Here is a 19,255-nt window from a genome sequence, read left to right on the forward strand (position 1 = left end):
GCGTGTCAAGCCGAATCGAGTTGGGCGCGGGCAAACGCCTGCAAGTCCGGGTAAAACAACCGAAAGTCCTCGCTGAGCGGCTGGTACAGCGCTTCCAGCTCATCCAGCGCGCCGTCCAGCAGCGCGGGCCGTGACAGGCGCCTGCGCATCCCCTGCAGCACCTGCTCCAGCACCGCGAACTCCTGATAGCTGCCCAGCCAGTCCTGCTCCGCCATGCGTGGGGCGATGCGCGCCAGCCGCGCCGGCAACGCCGGCTCCGCCGCCAGCACCTGATAAACCCGGGAAGTGAAGCGCGGCAGCGGCTCGGCGGAGTAATCCTGCCAGTGCAGTGCCAGACAATGATCGAAGAACAAGTCGAGCAGAATCCCCGCCGTACGCCGCCGCTCAACTGGAAAACGCGCCTTGGCCTGCAGCACGCTCGGATGGCTGTCGGTGAACACATCGATGCGCCGATGCAGACGGATCGCCAGCTCGATATCCGCCGGATAGTGCCCAGCCAAGGGGCCTTTGACAAAATCGCCATACAGGCTGCCAAGCAACTGCGCCGGTTGCTGGCCGCCAAGATGAAGATGAGCGAGATAGTTCATGGCTTCAAGCTTACTGCCTGGACGACCATCCTGGGTATCGGCGGCCTTGGCCGATGAATCCCCGCTGCCGGCATCAAGGGTATCGATAGTCAGTATCGGCACAATCAATCTATATATCGTCAGATGACGATATATAGTTCGCTCCATTGCGATATAGCGGCATACCGCCGCACAGGTGCCCGAACATGACCATCGACCTCGACGAAATCATCAAAGCCCTCGCCCACCCGGTACGGCGTGAAATGCTGGTATGGCTGAAAGAGCCGGAGAAGTATTTCGTCGAACAGGACCACCCCTTCGACATCGGCGTCTGTGCCGGCAAGTTCGACCAGCGCACCGGCCTCTCGCAGTCCACCGTGTCGGCGCACCTGGCGACCCTGCAGCGCGCCGGCCTGATCAGCAGCAAGAAGGTCGGGCAATGGAGCTTCTTCAAGCGTAACGAGGACACCATCAAGGCCTTCCTCGAGCATCTGGGCAACGAGTTGTAAAACTCAACCAAACCGCTTCCCTCAGCGCTTTTTAAGGAGCCGGCACATGCCGATTTCGCTTCTCGTCCTCGCTTTGTCCGCGTTTGCCATCGGCACCACGGAATTCGTGATCCTCGGCCTGTTGCCCGATGTCGCCGCCGACCTCGGTGTGTCGATTCCCGGTGCCGGTTGGCTGGTCACCGGTTACGCCCTCGGCGTGGCCATCGGCGCACCGTTCATGGCGCTGGTCACCTCCAGTTGGCCGCGCAAGGCCGCCCTGCTGACGCTGATGAGCATCTTCATCGCCGGCAACCTGTTCTGCGCCCTGGCCACGGACTATCAAATGCTGATGCTGGCGCGGGTGGTTACCGCACTCTGCCACGGCGCCTTCTTTGGTATCGGCTCGGTGGTCGCCGCCAGCCTGGTGCCGGCCAACCGCCGGGCTTCGGCGGTGGCGTTGATGTTCACCGGGTTGACCCTGGCCAATGTGCTCGGCGTGCCGCTGGGCACCGCGCTCGGCCAAGCCGCCGGCTGGCGCTCGACCTTCTGGGCGGTGACCGTGATCGGCGTGCTCGCCCTGATCGGCCTGTGGCGTTACCTGCCGGCCCAGCGCGACGAGCAGAAGGCCGACCTGCGCAGCGAGTTGCGTGCCCTGCGCGGCGCCGGGCTGTGGCTGGCGCTGAGCAGCACGGTGTTCTTCTCCGCCTCGATGTTCGCCCTGTTCACCTATATCGCCCCCCTGCTCGGTGAAGTCACCGGCGTGTCGCCGGCTGGCGTGACCTGGACCCTGCTGTTGATCGGCCTGGGCCTGACGCTCGGCAACGTGCTCGGTGGAAGGCTGGCCGACTGGCGCCTGGCAACCACCCTGTGCGGCGTCTTCATCGCCCTGGCGGTGCTCGCCAGCCTGTTCAGCTGGACCAGCCAAGCGCTGATCCCGGCCGAAATCACCCTGTTCCTCTGGGCCGTGGCCGCCTTCGCTGCCGTGCCGGCTTTGCAGATCAATGTGATGACCTTCGGCAAGGACGCCCCGAACCTGGTCTCGACCCTGAATATCGGCGCCTTCAACCTCGGCAACGCCCTCGGTGCCTGGGTCGGCGGGCTGGTCATCAGCCAGGGCCAGGGGCTGACCAACGTGCCACTGGCTGCCGCGGCACTGGCCGTACTGGCACTGATCGCCACGCAACTGACGCTGAGCGTCGGTGCTCGCCTCGAACCTGTTCTCGACTGATCGACCACTCAAAAATCGCATCCTCATTACCCCAGCACCGGAGATTCCATCCCATGACCAGCCTTTTCGACCCCATCACGATTGGCGACCTGCAACTGAAAAACCGCATCATCATGGCGCCGCTGACCCGCTGCCGCGCCGACGAAGGCCGCGTACCGAATGCCCTGATGGCCGAGTACTACGCCCAACGCGCATCGGCCGGGCTGATCCTCAGCGAAGCCACCTCGGTGACGCCGATGGGTGTCGGCTACCCCAACACCCCAGGCATCTGGTCCGAAGCCCAGGTGCGCGGCTGGAGCAACATCACCAAGGCCGTGCATGCCAATGGCGGCAAGATCGTCCTGCAACTGTGGCATGTCGGGCGGATCTCCGACCCGTCCTTCCTCGACGGCGAAGCACCGGTCGCGCCGAGCGCCATCGCTGCCAAAGGCCATGTCAGCCTGCTGCGCCCACTGCGCGACTACCCCACGCCGCGCGCCCTGGAGACTGAAGAAATCACCGACATCGTCGAGGCCTACCGCCAGGGTGCCGAAAATGCCAAGGCGGCCGGCTTCGACGGCGTGGAAATCCACGGCGCCAACGGTTATCTGCTCGACCAGTTCCTGCAGGACAGCACCAACCAGCGCAGCGACCAATACGGCGGCTCCCTGGAAAACCGTGCCCGCTTGATGCTGGAGGTGACCGACGCTGTGCTCTCGGTATGGGATGCCGGCCGCGTCGGCATGCACCTGGCGCCGCGCGCTGACAGTCACGATATGGGCGACTCCAATCGCTCGGCGACGTTCGGCTATGTCGCCCGCGAACTGGGCAAGCGCGGCATCGCCTTTATCTGCACCCGCGAAAAGCTCGGCGAAGACAGCATCAGCCTCGAACTGAAACAAGCCTTCGGCGGCGCGTTCATCGCCAACGAACGTTTCACCAAAGACAGCGCCAATGCCCTGCTGGCCAGCGGCGCGGCGGATGCCGTGGCCTTCGGCATCCCCTTCATCGCCAACCCGGACCTGCCGGAGCGCCTGGCGCAAGACGCGCCCTTGAACGAGCCGCACCCGGAAACCTTCTACGGCTCAGGCCCGGTCGGCTATCTGGATTATCCGCGGATGTAAGGCTGATCCGGCACCAATGAAAAAGCCCCGAATGCGGGGCTTTTTCATACTCGGTGAAAGGCGCAGAGCAGCGCCAGCCCGTCACCCGTCATTTCCAACCCGGACATACACGTCGCTGGCTCCCCACATTCGCGAGGACGACCGGGTTAGGGCGCTAAACCTTCATCACCCCGACACCGGCATTCCCGCACAGGTGGGAACGCAGTGATCCAGAAGCTAACGCGCGTTGAGCTGTTGCTGCAGGTTCTGCACCTGGCTTTGCAGGGTGCTGATATTGCGGGTCATCTGCGCGCGGAAGGCATCGAACTCGCTGGTGTTGCTGGCGGCTGCCGGGCGGTTTTCCTGTTCGCTTTTCAGCACCAGCAGGTCCTGTTCCAGACGGCCGATGGCAACGTTGGGGTTGCCCTGTTTCTTCAACGTTTCGATATCAGCGCTGAGGTTTTTCAGCTGTCCGTCAATCTTGGACTGATCGCCTTGTGCAGCTTTCAAAGCCGCCTGCTCGCTGGCGAGACTTTTCAGTTTGCCGTCCAACTGACCCGCTGAGTCTTGCTGGCTTTCCAAGTCGGCGGCCACTTGCTCGACACGCTTGCCTTGCGTGCCCTGCTGGCTGTTGAGGGTTTGCTGCTGCTTGCTCAACTCGGCCACTTTGCTCTCCAGCTGCTTGACCTTGAGCCGTAGCGCTTCGCTACCGCTGGTCACGCTGGACTCGGTGGCGACCACCTTGCCGGTGATGTCCTGAATACGCCCGGCCGCTTCTTCGCTGATCCGCGCAAAACTTTCCTGGGTGGCTACCAGTTGCTGGCTCATCAGGTCGATCTGCTGGTGACTCCACCAACCAAGGCCGCCGAGGGCGATCACCAACGCGCTCACCAACGCCCACAACGGCCCGGTGCTGGAGCCCTTGACTTGCGCAGGGGGATTGCTGCGGCCATAGACGGGACTACGCTCGGCCGGTTCATGCCCATGAGCGAAGTCATGATCGCGGACATCGTTGGTCAGGCTGGGCACGCTATCCAGTTCGTCGAGAGCATCGTTACGCATGGGGAAACCTTCAGGGGCACACAAAGAGGGCAAGGTGGCGCGCAGTATAACGGTTCACGCGCCGTGCTTCAGCGTCGCGCCAAGCCAGTGCGCCACGCACCGGCGGAGCGCGCGCAAGCGCTGCGAGCAGTCAATCGACCCTCCCCAGGCCACGCAGTTCCTCATTCTGTGAACTGGTACAACATTTGCTAAACAACTGCGGGACTGACGAAGCGTCTGCGCTGCGGGTTTGCCCGGTTATGCCTTACCGGCCAAAGCGTTGCCTGTCACTGAGCCAGCCGACTTAGAGCTCGCTTGAGTTCGCGTCATTGGGGGAGAGATCGTATGGAACTGACCAAGTCTGTACTCGACTGCATGCAAACGCTGCGTCGCCGTCTGCGCCTTGAACAAGCAATCGACATTCGCCTGAGCCAGCCAGGCGCCGTGCAAAGCATGCTGCTGGCCTGCGCCGAATCGACAGTCGATGAAACCCGTGAGCTGGGCGCACGCCTGAGCGAACTCAGCGGCCTGCGCCTGGCACCGCCAGCGGCACCGGTACTCACTGAGGCCGAGTTGATCGCCAAGTACACTCAGTACGCCGGCCCGCTGCGCGGTTGATGCATCCGCCCGCTCAGGCTCAGGGCTGTTGCGCCGCCACGTTCCACCACTGGCAGAACTCATCCAGCGCGGTCCAGACACTGACCTGCGGGTCATAGTCCAGGTACTGCCGCGCCCGGCTGATATCCAGCGAGAAGTCCTTGGCCATCACCGCCACTCCGAGGCGAAACAGGCTCGGCTCCGGGCGCCCCGGCAGCACTTTACACACGGCTTCGTTGAGGGTGGCCGCCGCATAAGCCACGCCATAGGGTAGATGACGGGTGACTTCTGGCAGTTCGAGTTGGCGCAGCACGTAATTGACCACATCCCAGAGCGGCAGCGGCGTGCCGTTGCTGATGTTGTAGACCTTGCCCAGCGCCGGCCCGGCGGCCAGCAGGCCACTGAATAGCGCATCGTTGAGGTTTTGCATGCTGGTGAAGTCGACCCGGTTCAAGCCGTTGCCGATGATCGACAAGCGCCCTTTGCGCTGCATATTGATCAACCGCGGAAAGATGCTGGTGTCGCCGGCGCCGGTGACGAAGCGCGGGCGATAGGCAATCACCTCGAGGCCGAACTCCTCGGCGCCGAAGACCTTCTGCTCGGCCAGGTATTTGGTCGCCCCGTAGTGATCGGAAAAGCGCTTGGGCACTTGCTCTTCCTTAATCCCGACATGGGACTGACCGTCGAAATAAATCGACGGCGAAGACAGATGCAGCAAGCGCCGCACATTCTGCTTCAGGCAAGCCTCGACGATGTTCTCGGTGACCGCGACATTCGCCTGGTAGAAGTGCTGGTAATTACCCCAGACGCCCACGGCGCCAGCGCAATGCACCACGGCCTCGACATCCTGGCACAGCCTGCGCACCAGTTCGGGATCGGACAGGTCACCCTGGACAAACTCGGCACCGCGCTTGACCAGATGCTCCACCGCCTCCGGCCGCCGGCCATTGACCCGTACCGTCAACCCCTGCTCCAAAGCAAAACGGGCAAAGCGCCCACCGATAAAGCCGCTAGCTCCGGTTACCAGAATCCTCATCCCGCGCCCCCATCGTTCTTGTTATGTCTGGGCACTCTAGCAGCGAGCCATAGCTCGCGTCGTGGCTGGCCTCGCCAGAACAGCGACCTTGCGGGCCTTCGCTCAATATTTCGATCACTCGTCTAATAATTTGCACGCAAATTGCAGAATATCCAACACTCCCCAAAGCCTGTAACCCTTCGACACACGGAGCTGTGGACATGCCCTTACGCCTCAAACTCGCCATGAGCTACTTGCTGATCGGCCTGATTCCCGTGTCAGCCATGGCCTTCACGGTCTATCAACAGGCCAGTGGAGCGCTGCGCGAGCAGACCCTGAACGCACTGGAGGCTGTAGCGAATATCAAACAAAGTCAGCTATTGGATAACTGGCAGGAACGGCGAAACCAGCTCAGCACCCTGGCCAGCAACCTCAGCACCAGTTACCAGGGCCTGGATGCCATCGCCCTGGTCAGCGCCCTCGCCTATGACAAGCCGATCTTCGAGAACTTCATCAACACCTTCGGTTATCGCGATCTCAAGCTGGTTCTACCGGACGGCAAGGTAATCTTCAGCGTGCTCCGCGATGCCGACTACCAACGCAACCTCAATGAAGCCGAGCTGCGCGATGGCCCCTTGGCCCGCCTGGTTCGCCAGAGCAGCGAAAGCCGTCAGTTGCAGATCAGCGACCTGGTCGTCAATCCGCAGAGCAAGGACACCACCCAGTTCCTCGCCACGCCCGTGCTGGCCGAGGGCGAAGTGCAGATGCTGCTGGTTCTGGAGCTGCCGCTCGCGCCCTTGAATGCGGTGATGCAGACCCGCCAAGGGCTCGGCGACAGCGGCGAGACCTACCTGGTGGGTGCCGACGGACTGCTGCGTTCGGACTCGGCGCGCTTCCCCGAACAACAGGTGGCACAGAGTTTCTCCCAACACCAGCCTCTGACGGGCGACGCGATCAGCCGCGCCCTGGACGGCCAGCAGGGACGCCTGACCGAGCCCGGGCTGGATGGGCGAACCTCACTCAAGGCCTTCGTGCCGCTGGAATTCGATGGCAACCGCTGGGCGCTGATCGCCGAGATGGACCAGGATCAAGCCTTCGCCCCGGTGCGCCAGCTGATGTGGCAGGTGTTGCTGCTCGGTTTGCTGACGGTGGTCGCAGTCGCCGCCGCCACCTGGCTGATCAGCCGCAGCGTGATGCGCCCGCTGGGCGGCGAGCCGAGCACCATGGTGGCCCTGGCCCGCCAACTGGCGGCCGGCGAACTGAGCCTGCCGCCGACCGGCACCAGCCAGGCCGGCCTGATGCAGGCGTTGCACGAGATGGCCGGCGCCTGGCGCGAGGTGATCGAACGCCTGCGTCAGTCCAGCCAGGCCATCGGCCATGCCAGCGGCGACATCCTCGGCGCCGCCGGGCAGACCAGCGAACGCCTCGACCAGCAGCAGGAGGCGCTGGAGCTGGTCGTCTGCGCGGTCGACCAGATGGCCGCCACCGTGCAGGCGATCGCCGCCAACGCCGGCCAGAGCGCCCAGGGCAGCGCCGCCGCGCGCGCGGCCTTCGGCCAGATGCAGCACACCCTAGAGCAGATGATCGGGCGGCAGGCCCACCTACTCACGGATCTCCGCCAGGCCGGCGCCGTGGTCGACACCCTGGCCAGCGACACCTTGCAGATCGGCTCGGTGCTGGAGGTGATCCGCGGCATCGCCGAGCAGACCAACCTGCTGGCCCTCAACGCCGCCATCGAAGCGGCGCGGGCTGGCGACCAGGGCCGCGGTTTCGCCGTGGTTGCCGACGAGGTGCGCAACCTGGCGCTGCGCACGCGCAGCGCCACCGAGGAGATCGTCACCATCATCGCCACCCTGCGGGGCTCCTCCGGCGAGGCGATGCAGACCATGCAGGGCTCGGCCGAACAGGCCCGTGCCCTGGAGCACGAGACCCAGGCGGTGCTCGACTCCCTCGGTCAGCTCGACTACTCCTTGCAGGGCGTGCAGGCGCTGGCCTTCCAGATTGCCGCGGCGGCCGAGCAACAGGCCGCCACCACCCAGGAAGTCAACCAGCATATGCACCGCCTGCACGCCATGACCGGGGAGAACCGCCGGACCGCCGCGCATACCCGCGACTGCGGCGAACACCTGCGCCAGGTCGCCGGCGGCCAGCAAGAACTGGTGGCGCGCTTCCAACTCTAGCCAGTCGTTGCATTGGCAGGCACCAACGTCTGGGCGGCCGTGCGGGCCAGATGGCGGGTGAGTTCGCTGAGCAATTCACCACCATTGCGCCAGTGGTGCCAATACAGCGGCACATCGATCGGCTGCTGCGGCAGCAGCTCAACCAGCTCGCCCCGCGCCAATTCCCCCCGCACCTGCAACTCCGGCACCAGCCCCCAACCCAGGCCAGCTTCGGCCAGGCGGATAAACCCCTCCGAAGAAGGGCAAAGGTGGTGGATGAAACCGCCCTCGACCCCGAGCGCCGCCAGGTAGCGGTGCTGCAACAGATCGTCCGGGCCGAAGACGATGGCCGGTGCCCGCGCCAGGGCTGGCGGCGTGACGCCGGCGGGAAAATGCCGGGCGAGAAACCCCGGACTGGCCAGCGCGCGGTAACGCATCGCCCCCAACGCCAGGCTGCGCGCCCCGGACACCGGACGGTCACTGGCGCAGACACAGGCGGCCACCTCGCCGGCCCGCATGCGCTTGAGGCCGACATCCTGGTCCTCCACCACCAGATCCAGCAGCACCCGATGCTGCGCGCAGAACTGCGCGACCGCCTGCGCCCACCAGGTCGCCAGGCTGTCGGCATTCAAGGCGATGCGCAGCCGCTCCGGCAACCCGCCTTCGTCCAGCGCCGGCACCTGGCCCTGCAGATCGCGTTCGAGCAAGCGCACTTGCTGCACATGGTTGAGCAGCCGCCGCCCGATTTCCGTGGGCGCCGGCGGCGTGGCCCGCACCAGCACCGGCTGGCCGACCCGCGCTTCGAGCAACTTGATCCGCTGCGACACCGCCGACTGCGACAAGCCCAGCACCTGCGCCGCCCGTTCAAACCCGGCCTGCTCCACCACGGCGGCCAGGGCGGATAGGAGCTTGTAGTCGAACATGATCAATTCTCCTAATGAGCGATCAGCATGATTCGTTTTCCTTATACAACCACTCGCAACAGACTCGCCACAACCAAAGGCCACCACCTGCAAGGAAACCACCATGGCTGGCGAAACATCGCTCCCCCGTCTGCTGCGCAACATGAGCCCGCACCTGAACGCTGGCGACTATGTATTTTGCTGCATTGACGACGAAACCCAGCTGGCCGGAACTCAAGTACTGGGCAGTTTTCGCGAAGCCGAGGGGCTGACGGTGATTCTCCAACGGCAACAGGCCGAGGACCTGGGCCTGGCATTCGACTATGTCGCCGCCTGGATCACCCTGCGCGTGCATTCGGCACTCGATGCCGTCGGCCTGACCGCCGCCTTCGCCACGGCCCTGGCCAACGCCGGCATCAGTTGCAACGTCATCGCCGGTTACCACCACGACCACCTGTTCGTCGCCCAGGCCGATGGCCAGCGCGCGTTCGACGTACTGCGTCAACTCGCAACAGACGAGGAGTGATAGCCATGTGGCAGAGTTATTTGAACGGTTTGTTGGTGGCCGCCGGGCTGATCGTTGCCCTTGGCGCGCAGAATGCCTTTGTCCTGGCCCAGAGCCTGCGCCGTGAGCACCACCTGCCGGTGGCGGCACTCTGCGTGCTCTGCGATGCCCTGTTGGTCGCCGCCGGGGTATTCGGCCTGGCCAGCCTGCTGGCGCAAAACCCCCTGCTGCTGGCCATCGCCCGCTGGGGTGGCGCGGCCTTTTTGCTCTGGTACGGGGTCAAAGCCTTGCGCCGCGCCCTCGCGCCTCAGGCACTGAGCGAAGCCGGCAACGCCGGCCCCCGTTCGCGGCGGGCGGTGCTACTGGCAGCTTTGGCGGTGACCTTGCTCAACCCCCACGTGTACCTGGATACCGTGCTGTTGATCGGCTCTCTCGGCGCGCAGCAAAGCGTGCCCGGCGCCTATGCCTTGGGCGCCGCCAGCGCCTCCCTGGTCTGGTTTTTCACCCTCGCCCTCGGCGCTGCCTGGCTCGCGCCCTGGCTGGCCCGCCCCACCACCTGGCGCCTGCTCGACCTGGGGGTGGCGCTGATGATGTTTGCCGTGGCTGGGCAACTGATTGCGGGCTGAACGCCCGGTTCGAGCCAAGATAGTTCTGCTCTGAAGGCCTTGCCGAAGGCCCTGGCACCGGCCTCGCGACTCGGCGGCAGGGCCTTTCCCACACAGTTGTTGCGTGGTTATGGGGCTGCCCCGGTGCTATGATCCAGCCCCTGCGTCGCAAAGAGTACAAACTCCCCGGCGCATATCTGGCCGCCCGTGATCGGCCTTGCGCTCACCGCAACTGACCTGATTAGGAGAATCATCATGGCTTTCGAATTGCCGCCGCTGCCCTACGCACACGATGCCCTGCAGCCGCACATTTCCAAGGAAACCCTGGAGTTCCACCACGACAAGCACCACAACACCTACGTCGTGAACCTGAACAACCTGGTGCCAGGCACCGAGTTCGAAGGCAAAACCCTGGAAGAGATCGTCAAGACTTCTTCGGGCGGCATCTTCAACAACGCCGCTCAAGTCTGGAACCACACCTTCTACTGGAACTGCCTGGCGCCAAACGCCGGCGGTCAACCGACTGGCGCGCTGGCCGAAGCCATCAACGCGGCCTTCGGTTCCTTCGACAAGTTCAAGGAAGAGTTCAGCAAAACCTCCATCGGCACCTTCGGTTCCGGCTGGGGCTGGCTGGTGAAGAAAGCCGACGGCTCCCTGGCACTGGCCAGCACCATCGGTGCCGGCTGTCCGCTGACCAGCGGCGACACCCCGCTGCTGACCTGCGACGTCTGGGAGCACGCTTACTACATCGACTACCGCAACCTGCGTCCGAAGTACGTTGAAGCGTTCTGGAACCTGGTCAACTGGGACTTCGTAGCGAAAAACTACGCCGCCTAAAACCTGCCTCCAGCCCAAGAAAACCCGGCACTCGCTGGGTTTTCTGCGTCAGGGCCCAGCTATTTACCCTACCTGATATGCCCTGCCGGCATCCCCTGCAGCGCGCATTACCCGCCGCCGCGCAGAGAGAATCGCCGAACGGCCTCAAGCCAAAGCACCACTGTACCGACACAGATCAAGTACGCAGGCGTAAGCTGCAAGTGCATACCGGCCCCCCACACAGATGGCACAACTACTTTCCTGATAATGGCCCTTTGACTGCTCGCGCGTGATTGCTAATACTCACACCGGTCTGACGCCTCTGGCCTCGAACAAGGAATGGTCATTTGAAGCTGGAACTCAAACACAGTTTGTCGCTGAAACTGCTCCGCGTGGTGCTGCTCTCGGCGCTCGTAGTCGGCGTCGTGCTGAGCTGCGCGCAGATCATGTTCGACGTATACAAAACGCGCCAGGCCGTTGCCAGCGACGCACAGCGCATCCTCGACATGTTCCGCGACCCCTCGACCCAGGCGGTTTACAGCCTGGACCGGGAGATGGGCATGCAGGTCATCGAAGGCCTGTTCCAGAACGAATCGGTGCGTTTCGCCGCGATCGGCCACCCGAACGAGCCGATGCTCGCGGAGAAATCCCGCGACTTGATGACCCGCCCCACGCGCTGGTTGACCGACCCGATCCTTGGCGATGAAGCCACCTTCACCACCCAACTGGTGGGCCGCGGCCCTTACAGCGAGTACTACGGCGACCTGGCCATCACCCTCGACACCGCCCCCTACGGCGAGGACTTCATCACCAGTTCGGTGATCATCTTCATCTCCGGGGTACTGCGCGCACTGGCCATGGGCCTGGTGCTCTATCTGGTCTACCACTGGCTGCTGACCAAGCCCTTGTCGAAGATCATCGAACACCTGACCAACATCAACCCGGATCGCCCCAGCGAGCACAAGCTGCCGATGCTCAAGGGCAACGAGAAGAACGAACTGGGACTGTGGATCAATACCGCCAACCAGTTGCTGGCCTCCATCGAACGCAACACGCATTTACGCCGCGAAGCCGAAGACAGCCTGCTGCGCCTGGCCCAGTACGACTTCCTCACTGGCCTGCCCAATCGCCAGCAATTGCAGCAACAGCTCGACCAGATTCTCGGCGATGCCGGCCGCCTGCAACGCCGGGTGGCGGTGCTCTGCGTCGGCCTGGACGACTTCAAGGGCATCAACGAACAGTTCAGCTACCAGACCGGCGACCAACTGCTGCTCGCCCTCTCCGACCGCCTGCGCAGCCACAGCGGCCGCCTCGGCGCCCTGGCCCGCCTGGGTGGCGATCAGTTCGCCCTGGTGCAAGCGGATATCGAGCAGCCCTATGAGGCCGCCGAGCTGGCGCAGAGCGTGCTCGATGACCTCGAGGCGCCGTTCATGCTCGACCAGCAGGAAGTCCATCTGCGCGCCACCATCGGCATCACCCTGTTCCCGGAAGACGGCGACAGCACCGAAAAGCTGCTGCAGAAAGCCGAACAAACCATGACCCTGGCCAAGAGTCGCTCGCGCAACCGCTATCAGTTCTATATCGCCAGCGTCGACAGCGAGATGCGCCGCCGCCGCGAGCTGGAAAAAGACCTGCGCGAAGCCCTCGCCCATGGCCAGCTGCATCTGGTCTACCAACCCCAGGTGGACTACCACGACCACCGCGTGGTCGGTGTCGAGGCGTTGCTGCGCTGGCAGCATCCGCAACACGGCCTGGTGCCGCCGGACATGTTCATTCCGCTGGCCGAACAGAACGGCAGCATCATCCCGATCGGCGAATGGATTCTCGACCAGACCTGCCGGCAACTGCGCGAATGGCACGACCAGGGTTTCACCGACCTGCGCATGGCGGTCAACCTCTCCACCGTACAGCTGCACCACGCCGAGCTGCCGCGAGTGGTGAACAACCTGATGCAGGTCTACCGTTTGCCGCCACGCAGCCTGGAGCTGGAAGTCACCGAAACCGGCCTGATGGAAGACATCACCACCGCCGCCCAGCACCTGCTCAGCCTGCGCCGCTCCGGCGCGCTGATCGCGATCGACGACTTCGGCACCGGCTACTCGTCGCTCAGTTACCTGAAGAGCCTGCCGCTGGACAAGATCAAGATCGACAAGAGTTTCGTACAGGACCTGCTGGACGACGAAGACGACGCGACCATCGTGCGCGCCATCATCCAGCTGGGTAAAAGCCTGGGCATGCAGGTCATCGCCGAGGGCGTGGAAACCCTCGAGCAGGAGGCCTACATCATTGCCCAGGGCTGCAACGAGGGGCAGGGCTACCTGTACAGCAAGCCGCTACCGGCCCGCGAGCTGACTCTGTTCCTGAAGCAATCCCGGCGCCTCAGCAACGCCGGCGCCAGCACCAACCCCGCGACGCTCTGAACCCCCGACTAAACAACAACGCCCGCTTTGGCGGGCGTTGTAAGCCAGTGGTCGAGTGTGGTGGGCCGTTCAGGCCGAACACGCCATCCGTGTGGATGGCTACCGCACACAACCAGCAGCCGAGCCCGCCCTCAGATCACCGTGACACCCAGCAGCCAGGCCGTCGTCAGTGCGCCGAACAGGCACACCCCGCCTCCTGCGGCGGCCTGCCAGTAGAAGCGCCGGGCCAGGTCATCCTCACCAAAACTGGAAAGAATGAACGGCTGCGACTCCCGCGGCCGGGCCAGATAGTTCTGGGCCGGTTGCACGCTCACCTGCCGGTGCCGATCCTCGGCTTCCAGCTGGGCCGCCAGACGCACGCGATTCCACTCCAGCTCATCCAGCTGACCGTTGCCGTCGCTGTCGAAACGCTGCACAAGCCCCCCGAAATCGCCCTTCCATTCACGGATCACACCGCTCTGTGCCGCGCTCAGGTCGAGCCCCTGACGACCACCGCCGGTGGTGCGGAAATCGCCGATGGCATACAACGGTTCGCCCACGTGCAGGCGCTCCTCGGTGTAGCGGTAATCCTTGCCGCTGGCCAACCAGCCAAGTATCCCGGTTTGCAGCGGGCCACGCGGGTGGCGCTGGTTGCCCTTCCACACCTCGCGCGTCGCCGGGCGCACCTCTGCCCCCTGCGGATCGATCAGGCAATCGCCGGTTGCATCGGCCATCCGCAGCCAACCTTCGCTGCTGCCGCTCTCGACCAGGCGCCACGAGCGATTCTTACCGTTGCTGCTGTATTCCTCGATCTTGAAACGCCACCACAGGCACGGCTTACCCGTCAGCGGGCCTTGAATCAATGCCTCCGGCTGCGCCTGCAGCACGCCGTAAAACTCGACATAGCCTTGCGCCGCCGAACGGATCTTCGAGGTCGGGGTATCGAGCAGATGGCGAGCCTGGGCCAGACGCCGCACACACCACCAGGCGCCACACAAACAGGCGCCGAGAGTGAATGCCAGGAAAAACACCAGCTCTTGCATCTCCACGGCTTAACCGAACAAAGCGTTGAGGTCGACGTCGGCCTTTTCTGCCTCGCTGAACTCCAGCAACTCGGCCGCCTTGAAGCCGAACGGCCCGGCGATGATCAGGTCGGGAAACTGCTCGATGCGTACGTTGTTCAGATTGACCGCTTCGTTGTACAGCTCGCGCCGATCGGCGATGCCGTTCTCCAGCCCGCTGATGCGCTGCTGGAGGAACTGGAAACTCTCGTTGGCCTTGAGCTGCGGATAGTTTTCGGCCAGGGCGAACAACTGCCCAAGCCCGGCACGCAGGCCGCTTTCCGCCACGCCCAGGGCGCCGACATCGCCTTTCTCACGGGCGCTGGCCACGGCGTTACGGGCGAGGATCACCCGCTCCAAGGTACTGCGTTCGTGCTGCATGTATTGCTTGCAGGTCTCCACCAGCTTGGGCAGCTCATCGTGGCGTTGCTTGAGCAGAACCTCGATGTTCGCCCAGGCCTTGCTCACCCCATGCTTCAAGCGCACCAGGCCGTTGTAGAGAATCACCACATAAGCGGCGAGCAGAAACAGAACAACCACGACGGCAACGCTGGTCAGGCTCATGCAGGTTTCTCCAAAAGAGCTGCGGGTAAGAGTGCTGGCATTCTAGCGGCACTGTGTTGCGCAAAGCAGAACTGGCGCACGGCTTATTCAGAACAATTAGGCGCATTAGTCCTTTGCACAAAATGCAAATCTTTCGCATTATGTTGTAGTTTTATGTACGCAGCGCGTACCGCACCCACCTATCGACGCAAAGGACTTCGCCATGATTCGTATGCCTCTGGCCACCGCCAGCCTGCTGGCCATTGCTATCTCTCTCGCCGGTTGCGGCGAAGACAAAGCCCCCGCAACCCAAGCGGCCGCGCCGGCTGCCAGCAGCGCAACCACGCCAGCCGCCAGTGCCGGCACACTCGATGCAGCCGCCAGCAAAGCCGTGGTCAACCATTACGCCGATATCGCCCTGGCCGTCTTCACCGACGCCGCCACCACCGGCAAGGCATTGCAGAGCGCGGTTGACGCCCTGATCGCCAGCCCCAGCGATGCGACCCTGAAAGCCGCCCGCGAAGCCTGGCTGGCCGCCCGCGCGCCCTACATGCAGAGTGAAGTGTTCCGCTTCGGCAACCCGGTGGTGGATGAGTGGGAAGGCCAACTGAACGCCTGGCCGCTGGACGAAGGCCTGATCGACTACGTGGCCGCCGACACCCCGCACGCGCAGGGTAACCCGGGTGCCACCGCCAACATCATTGCCAACACCTCGATCCAGGTCGGCGAAGACAAGCTCGACGTGACCGAAATCACCGGCGAGAAACTGGCCAGCCTGAACGAACTGGGCGGCTCCGAAGCCAACGTCGCCACCGGCTACCACGCCATCGAATTCCTGCTCTGGGGCCAGGACCTGCACGGCACCGCTGCCGGCGCCGGCGAACGCCCTGCGACCGATTACGCCAGCGGCAAAGACTGCAGCAACGGCCATTGCGATCGCCGCGGCATTTATCTGAAAGCCGCCACCGACCTGCTGGTCAAGGACCTGGACAGCATGGTCGAGCAGTGGAAAGCCGGTGTTGCCGACAACTACCGCGCGACCCTGACAGCCGACACCGCTGAAAACGGCCTGCGCAAGATGCTCTTCGGCATGGGCAGCCTGTCGCTCGGCGAACTGGCTGGCGAACGCATGAAGGTCGCTCTGGAAGCCAATTCCACCGAAGACGAGCACGACTGCTTCAGCGACAACACCCACAACTCGCATTTCTACAACGGCAAGGGCATCCGCAACGTCTACCTGGGCGAGTACAAGAAGGTCGACGGCACCACCCTGAGCGGCCCGAGCCTGTCGTCCCTGGTAGCCAAAATCGACCCGGCCACCGACGCCACCCTGAAAGCCGACCTGGCCGCCACCGAAGGCAAGCTGCAAGCCCTGGCGGACAGCGCCAACAATGGCCAGCACTTCGATCAACTGATCGCCGCCGACAACACCGCCGGCCAGCAGATCGTGCGTGACGCCATCGCCTCGCTGGTCAAACAGACCGCTGCGATCGAACAGGCCGCCAGCAAACTGGGGATCAGCGACCTGAACCCGGATACCGCCGACCACCAGTTCTGATACCTCAGCACTGGCAACGGATGCGCCCACAAGGCGCATCCGTTTTTTTTCGCCTGCATTTCAAGCAGCCACGCGTCTGGCGCGACATTTCGTCCGCCTCGCAAACGCTAATCCCTCTTATTCGAACTCCTTCAGCCTGTTAAGCTTGCGCGCTTGATTCCGTGGTCTGGTTCGTTGCCGATGCCCCGCCTGCTCCCTCTGTTACCGCCACTGCTATTGGCGCTTGGCCTGACCGGGTGCGATGACGCACCGCGCTTTACCCACGCCGAGCCCGGCGAAGCCTTGTCCGCTGGCAGTGCCACCGTGCACAAGCGTGATCACAACGCCTTCTCCCAGCCCTCCGCGAACCTCTCGCCACTGCGCCGGCTGGACTTCAGCGTCGGCAACAGCTTCTTCCGCAACCCCTGGGTCATAGCCCCGTCCACCACCATTGCCCGCGACGGCCTCGGCCCGCTGTTCAACACCAACGCCTGTCAGGGCTGCCATATCAAGGACGGCCGCGGTCACCCACCGAGTGCCGACGCCACCAATGCGGTGTCGATGTTGGTACGCCTGTCGATTCCCGCCAGTTTCAAGCAGGCGCCTATTGTGCAACGCCAAGGCGTCCTGCCCGAGCCGGTCTATGGCAGCCAGATGCAGGACATGGCCAACCCCGGCGTAGCTCCGGAAGGCAAGGTGCGGGTGGACTACCGGAACATCGCTGTACGCCTGGCTGACGGCAGCAGCGTGGAGTTGCGCCAACCCCAACTGCGGATCAGCCAGCTCGGCTACGGCGAGCTGCATCCGGACACCCAATTCTCCGCCCGCATCGCCCCGCCGATGATCGGCCTCGGCCTGCTTGAGGCGATACCGGAAGCCGCCATCCTCGCCAATGTCGTGGCGGAAAACGCCACTGCCGAGGGTGTTTCCGGGCGTCCCAATTACGTCTGGGACGACGCCCAGGAGAAGACAGTGCTCGGTCGCTTCGGCTGGAAAGCCGGGCAACCGACGCTCAACCAACAGAACGCGCATGCCTTCGCCGGCGACATGGGCCTGATTACCAGCCTGCACCCAAAGGATGACTGCAGCCCGACCCAGACCGCCTGCCTGACAGCCGCCGACGGTGGCGTGCCGGAAGTCAGCGAGCACATCCTCGCTCAGGTGCTGTTCTACAGCCGCAACCTCGGTGTACCGGCCCGCCGCCGGGTCGATGACCCACAAGTGCTCAACGGCAAAGGGTTGTTCCACCAGGCCGGCTGCCAGCAATGCCATACCCCGCAGTTCACCACCGCGGCGGATGCCGCCGAACCCGAGCTGGCCAACCAGTTGATTCGCCCCTACAGCGACCTGCTGTTGCATGACATGGGCCCCGGCCTGGCTGACAATCGCCCGGAGTTCCTGGCCAGCGGCAGCGAGTGGCGAACCCCGCCGCTGTGGGGCATCGGCCTGACCGAAGCCGTCAACGGCCATACCCAGTTCCTGCATGACGGCCGCGCCCGCAACCTGCTGGAGGCCATCCTCTGGCACGGTGGCGAAGCCGAAGCGGCCAAGCAACACGTCCTGACCTTCGATGCCGAGCAGCGCGCCGCGCTCTTGGCTTTTCTCAACTCCCTGTAAGGAGCCGAGCATGCTGCGCACCCATCGACTTACCGCCGCCTTCGCCGCGGTCCTCAGCGGCCTGGCCCTGAGCGCCTGTGCCCCGTCCGACCCGCAGAGCAAGACCAGCGCCGCCCTCACCGAAGGCGTGCTGCTGCCGGCCTACAACGCCTGGGTCGCAGCCGACAGCCAGCTCGCGGCCAGCGCCAAGGCCTTCTGCGCCGGCAGTCAGGACCTGAGCGCCGCGCGCCAGGCCTTCTTCACCGCGCAAAATGCCTGGGCCGGGCTGCAACCGCTGCTGATCGGCCCGCTGACCGAAGGCAACCGGGCCTGGCAGATCCAGTTCTGGCCGGACAAGAAGAACCTGGTCGCGCGCCAGGTGGAAACACTGCTCAAGAGCAAGCCGCAACTGACGCCAGCAGACCTGGATAAGTCCAGCGTGGTGGTTCAGGGCCTGACCGCTTATGAATATGCCTTGTTCGACCCGGCGCTCGACCTCAACGACGCCACCCAGAAAAGCCGCTACTGCCCGCTGCTGGTGGCGATCGGCGAGCACCAGCAAAATCTTTCGGCCAACGTCCTGAGCCAATGGCAAAGCCAGGATGGCATTGGCGCGCAGTTGCAGACGTTTCCCAACGCCCGCTATGCCGAAGGCGCGGAGGCCATATCCGAACTGCTGCGCACCCAGGCCACCGGCATCGACAGCCTGAAGAAGAAACTCGGCACGCCCATGGGCCGGCAGAGCAAAAGCCTGCCGCAGCCCTATCAGGCGGAAGCCTGGCGCAGCAATGCCAGCCTGAACAACATGGCCGCCGCACTGGCCAGCGCCGAGCAGGTTTGGCAAGGCGCCAAGCAGGATGGTATCCGCGCGCTCCTGAGCCCGGAACAGGCCGACCTGGGCACGCGTATCGACGCCGCCTACGCCGACACCCGCCAACGCCTCGCAGCACTGCAACAGCCGTTGAGCGCCCTGCTGGCCGACGAGGCCGGGCGCACCCAGCTCAATGCGTTATACGACAGCCTGGACAAGTTGCACCGCCTGCACACCGGCGAACTGGCGAAAACCCTCGGCATTCAGTTGGGCTTCAACGCCAACGACGGCGACTGAGCCAAAG

18 protein-coding genes are annotated in these 19,255 nt (G+C 64.1%); 12 read left to right on the forward strand and 6 right to left on the reverse strand.

Annotation, left to right across the window (positions count from 1 at the left end):
• Positions 1-5: 5 nt before the first annotated feature.
• Positions 6-587, reverse strand: a complete 582-nt coding sequence (locus AC3IYG_RS17640; protein WP_489313947.1) for an acyl carrier protein phosphodiesterase — start codon at positions 585-587, stop codon at positions 6-8.
• Between the two features lie 185 nt (positions 588-772).
• Between AC3IYG_RS17640 and AC3IYG_RS17645 the strand changes: the two genes are divergently transcribed.
• Genes AC3IYG_RS17645 through AC3IYG_RS17655 form a run of 3 tightly spaced genes read left to right on the forward strand, consistent with a single transcriptional unit; the run spans position 773 to position 3,385 of the window.
• Positions 773-1,075: an ArsR/SmtB family transcription factor gene (locus AC3IYG_RS17645; protein WP_489310602.1), complete on the forward strand. Its 303-nt coding sequence runs from the start codon at positions 773-775 to the stop codon at positions 1,073-1,075.
• Between the two features lie 46 nt (positions 1,076-1,121).
• Positions 1,122-2,282 carry an MFS transporter gene (locus AC3IYG_RS17650; RefSeq protein ID WP_489310604.1) on the forward strand — a complete coding sequence of 387 codons (1,161 nt, stop codon included), beginning with the start codon at positions 1,122-1,124 and terminating at the stop codon, positions 2,280-2,282.
• A gap of 53 nt (positions 2,283-2,335) precedes the next feature.
• Positions 2,336-3,385, forward strand: coding sequence for an alkene reductase (locus tag AC3IYG_RS17655; RefSeq protein WP_489310606.1), 1,050 nt, complete (start codon positions 2,336-2,338; stop codon positions 3,383-3,385).
• A gap of 216 nt (positions 3,386-3,601) precedes the next feature.
• On the opposite strand, the gene AC3IYG_RS17660 is transcribed toward AC3IYG_RS17655, so the two are convergent.
• Positions 3,602-4,426 carry an ATPase gene (locus AC3IYG_RS17660; protein WP_489310608.1) on the reverse strand — a complete coding sequence of 275 codons (825 nt, stop codon included), beginning with the start codon at positions 4,424-4,426 and terminating at the stop codon, positions 3,602-3,604.
• A gap of 324 nt (positions 4,427-4,750) precedes the next feature.
• On the opposite strand from AC3IYG_RS17660, the gene AC3IYG_RS17665 reads away from it, so the two are divergent.
• A complete protein-coding gene (locus AC3IYG_RS17665; protein WP_489310610.1) occupies positions 4,751-5,023 on the forward strand; it encodes a hypothetical protein in 273 nt (90 codons plus the stop codon).
• Between the two features lie 19 nt (positions 5,024-5,042).
• Here AC3IYG_RS17665 and AC3IYG_RS17670 read toward each other — a convergent pair whose 3' ends face one another.
• On the reverse strand, positions 5,043-6,038 hold the full coding sequence (locus tag AC3IYG_RS17670) for an NAD-dependent epimerase/dehydratase family protein (RefSeq protein WP_489310612.1): 996 nt from the start codon (positions 6,036-6,038) through the stop codon (positions 5,043-5,045).
• A 200-nt stretch (positions 6,039-6,238) separates the two neighbouring features.
• On the opposite strand from AC3IYG_RS17670, the gene AC3IYG_RS17675 reads away from it, so the two are divergent.
• The gene (locus tag AC3IYG_RS17675; RefSeq protein WP_489310614.1) at positions 6,239-8,197 is read left to right on the forward strand and encodes a methyl-accepting chemotaxis protein; all 1,959 of its coding nucleotides are present in this window, start codon (positions 6,239-6,241) and stop codon (positions 8,195-8,197) included.
• On the opposite strand, the gene AC3IYG_RS17680 is transcribed toward AC3IYG_RS17675, so the two are convergent.
• Complete coding sequence (locus AC3IYG_RS17680) at positions 8,194-9,105, reverse strand: LysR family transcriptional regulator ArgP (RefSeq protein ID WP_489310616.1); 912 nt, start codon at positions 9,103-9,105, stop codon at positions 8,194-8,196. The two genes, AC3IYG_RS17675 and AC3IYG_RS17680, sit on opposite strands and share 4 nt — an antisense overlap.
• Positions 9,106-9,202: 97 nt before the next feature.
• On the opposite strand from AC3IYG_RS17680, the gene AC3IYG_RS17685 reads away from it, so the two are divergent.
• From AC3IYG_RS17685 to AC3IYG_RS17700, 4 genes are all read left to right on the forward strand, one after another.
• Positions 9,203-9,604 (forward strand): ACT domain-containing protein, encoded by a 402-nt coding sequence (locus AC3IYG_RS17685; RefSeq protein ID WP_489310618.1) that lies wholly within the window; start codon positions 9,203-9,205, stop codon positions 9,602-9,604.
• A gap of 5 nt (positions 9,605-9,609) precedes the next feature.
• Positions 9,610-10,209, forward strand: coding sequence for a LysE/ArgO family amino acid transporter (locus tag AC3IYG_RS17690; protein WP_489310620.1), 600 nt, complete (start codon positions 9,610-9,612; stop codon positions 10,207-10,209).
• A gap of 234 nt (positions 10,210-10,443) precedes the next feature.
• A complete protein-coding gene (locus tag AC3IYG_RS17695) occupies positions 10,444-11,025 on the forward strand; it encodes a superoxide dismutase (protein ID WP_489310622.1) in 582 nt (193 codons plus the stop codon).
• 326 nt (positions 11,026-11,351) lie between these two features.
• Positions 11,352-13,424, forward strand: coding sequence for a putative bifunctional diguanylate cyclase/phosphodiesterase (locus tag AC3IYG_RS17700; protein WP_489310624.1), 2,073 nt, complete (start codon positions 11,352-11,354; stop codon positions 13,422-13,424).
• A gap of 131 nt (positions 13,425-13,555) precedes the next feature.
• Here AC3IYG_RS17700 and AC3IYG_RS17705 read toward each other — a convergent pair whose 3' ends face one another.
• Both AC3IYG_RS17705 and AC3IYG_RS17710 read right to left on the reverse strand, forming a co-directional pair.
• Complete coding sequence (locus tag AC3IYG_RS17705) at positions 13,556-14,446, reverse strand: GIDE domain-containing protein (RefSeq protein ID WP_489313948.1); 891 nt, start codon at positions 14,444-14,446, stop codon at positions 13,556-13,558.
• A 9-nt stretch (positions 14,447-14,455) separates the two neighbouring features.
• Positions 14,456-15,028, reverse strand: coding sequence for a LemA family protein (locus AC3IYG_RS17710; RefSeq protein ID WP_489310626.1), 573 nt, complete (start codon positions 15,026-15,028; stop codon positions 14,456-14,458).
• 202 nt (positions 15,029-15,230) lie between these two features.
• On the opposite strand from AC3IYG_RS17710, the gene AC3IYG_RS17715 reads away from it, so the two are divergent.
• The 3 genes from AC3IYG_RS17715 to AC3IYG_RS17725 all read left to right on the forward strand — a co-directional run bounded on the left by AC3IYG_RS17715 (position 15,231) and on the right by AC3IYG_RS17725 (position 19,248).
• On the forward strand, positions 15,231-16,565 hold the full coding sequence (locus AC3IYG_RS17715; RefSeq protein ID WP_489310628.1) for an imelysin family protein: 1,335 nt from the start codon (positions 15,231-15,233) through the stop codon (positions 16,563-16,565).
• Positions 16,566-16,745: 180 nt separating this feature from the next.
• Positions 16,746-18,161 (forward strand): di-heme oxidoreductase family protein, encoded by a 1,416-nt coding sequence (locus AC3IYG_RS17720; RefSeq protein WP_489310630.1) that lies wholly within the window; start codon positions 16,746-16,748, stop codon positions 18,159-18,161.
• Between the two features lie 10 nt (positions 18,162-18,171).
• On the forward strand, positions 18,172-19,248 hold the full coding sequence (locus AC3IYG_RS17725; protein ID WP_489310632.1) for an imelysin family protein: 1,077 nt from the start codon (positions 18,172-18,174) through the stop codon (positions 19,246-19,248).
• Positions 19,249-19,255: the final 7 nt, after the last annotated feature.

Source organism: Pseudomonas sp. KH_027, assembly GCF_057838565.1.

What these genes read in the sequence shown, in the direction of transcription:
- AC3IYG_RS17640 (WP_489313947.1), bottom strand. Translation starts at nt 587, where the DNA reads ATGAACTATCTCGCTCATCTTCATCTTGGCGGCCAGCAACCGGCGCAG.
- AC3IYG_RS17645 (WP_489310602.1), top strand. Translation starts at nt 773, where the DNA reads ATGACCATCGACCTCGACGAAATCATCAAAGCCCTCGCCCACCCGGTA.
- AC3IYG_RS17650 (WP_489310604.1), top strand. Translation starts at nt 1,122, where the DNA reads ATGCCGATTTCGCTTCTCGTCCTCGCTTTGTCCGCGTTTGCCATCGGC.
- AC3IYG_RS17655 (WP_489310606.1), top strand. Translation starts at nt 2,336, where the DNA reads ATGACCAGCCTTTTCGACCCCATCACGATTGGCGACCTGCAACTGAAA.
- AC3IYG_RS17660 (WP_489310608.1), bottom strand. Translation starts at nt 4,426, where the DNA reads ATGCGTAACGATGCTCTCGACGAACTGGATAGCGTGCCCAGCCTGACC.
- AC3IYG_RS17665 (WP_489310610.1), top strand. Translation starts at nt 4,751, where the DNA reads ATGGAACTGACCAAGTCTGTACTCGACTGCATGCAAACGCTGCGTCGC.
- AC3IYG_RS17670 (WP_489310612.1), bottom strand. Translation starts at nt 6,038, where the DNA reads ATGAGGATTCTGGTAACCGGAGCTAGCGGCTTTATCGGTGGGCGCTTT.
- AC3IYG_RS17675 (WP_489310614.1), top strand. Translation starts at nt 6,239, where the DNA reads ATGCCCTTACGCCTCAAACTCGCCATGAGCTACTTGCTGATCGGCCTG.
- AC3IYG_RS17685 (WP_489310618.1), top strand. Translation starts at nt 9,203, where the DNA reads ATGGCTGGCGAAACATCGCTCCCCCGTCTGCTGCGCAACATGAGCCCG.
- AC3IYG_RS17690 (WP_489310620.1), top strand. Translation starts at nt 9,610, where the DNA reads ATGTGGCAGAGTTATTTGAACGGTTTGTTGGTGGCCGCCGGGCTGATC.
- AC3IYG_RS17695 (WP_489310622.1), top strand. Translation starts at nt 10,444, where the DNA reads ATGGCTTTCGAATTGCCGCCGCTGCCCTACGCACACGATGCCCTGCAG.
- AC3IYG_RS17705 (WP_489313948.1), bottom strand. Translation starts at nt 14,446, where the DNA reads ATGCAAGAGCTGGTGTTTTTCCTGGCATTCACTCTCGGCGCCTGTTTG.
- AC3IYG_RS17710 (WP_489310626.1), bottom strand. Translation starts at nt 15,028, where the DNA reads ATGAGCCTGACCAGCGTTGCCGTCGTGGTTGTTCTGTTTCTGCTCGCC.
- AC3IYG_RS17715 (WP_489310628.1), top strand. Translation starts at nt 15,231, where the DNA reads ATGATTCGTATGCCTCTGGCCACCGCCAGCCTGCTGGCCATTGCTATC.
- AC3IYG_RS17720 (WP_489310630.1), top strand. Translation starts at nt 16,746, where the DNA reads ATGCCCCGCCTGCTCCCTCTGTTACCGCCACTGCTATTGGCGCTTGGC.
- AC3IYG_RS17725 (WP_489310632.1), top strand. Translation starts at nt 18,172, where the DNA reads ATGCTGCGCACCCATCGACTTACCGCCGCCTTCGCCGCGGTCCTCAGC.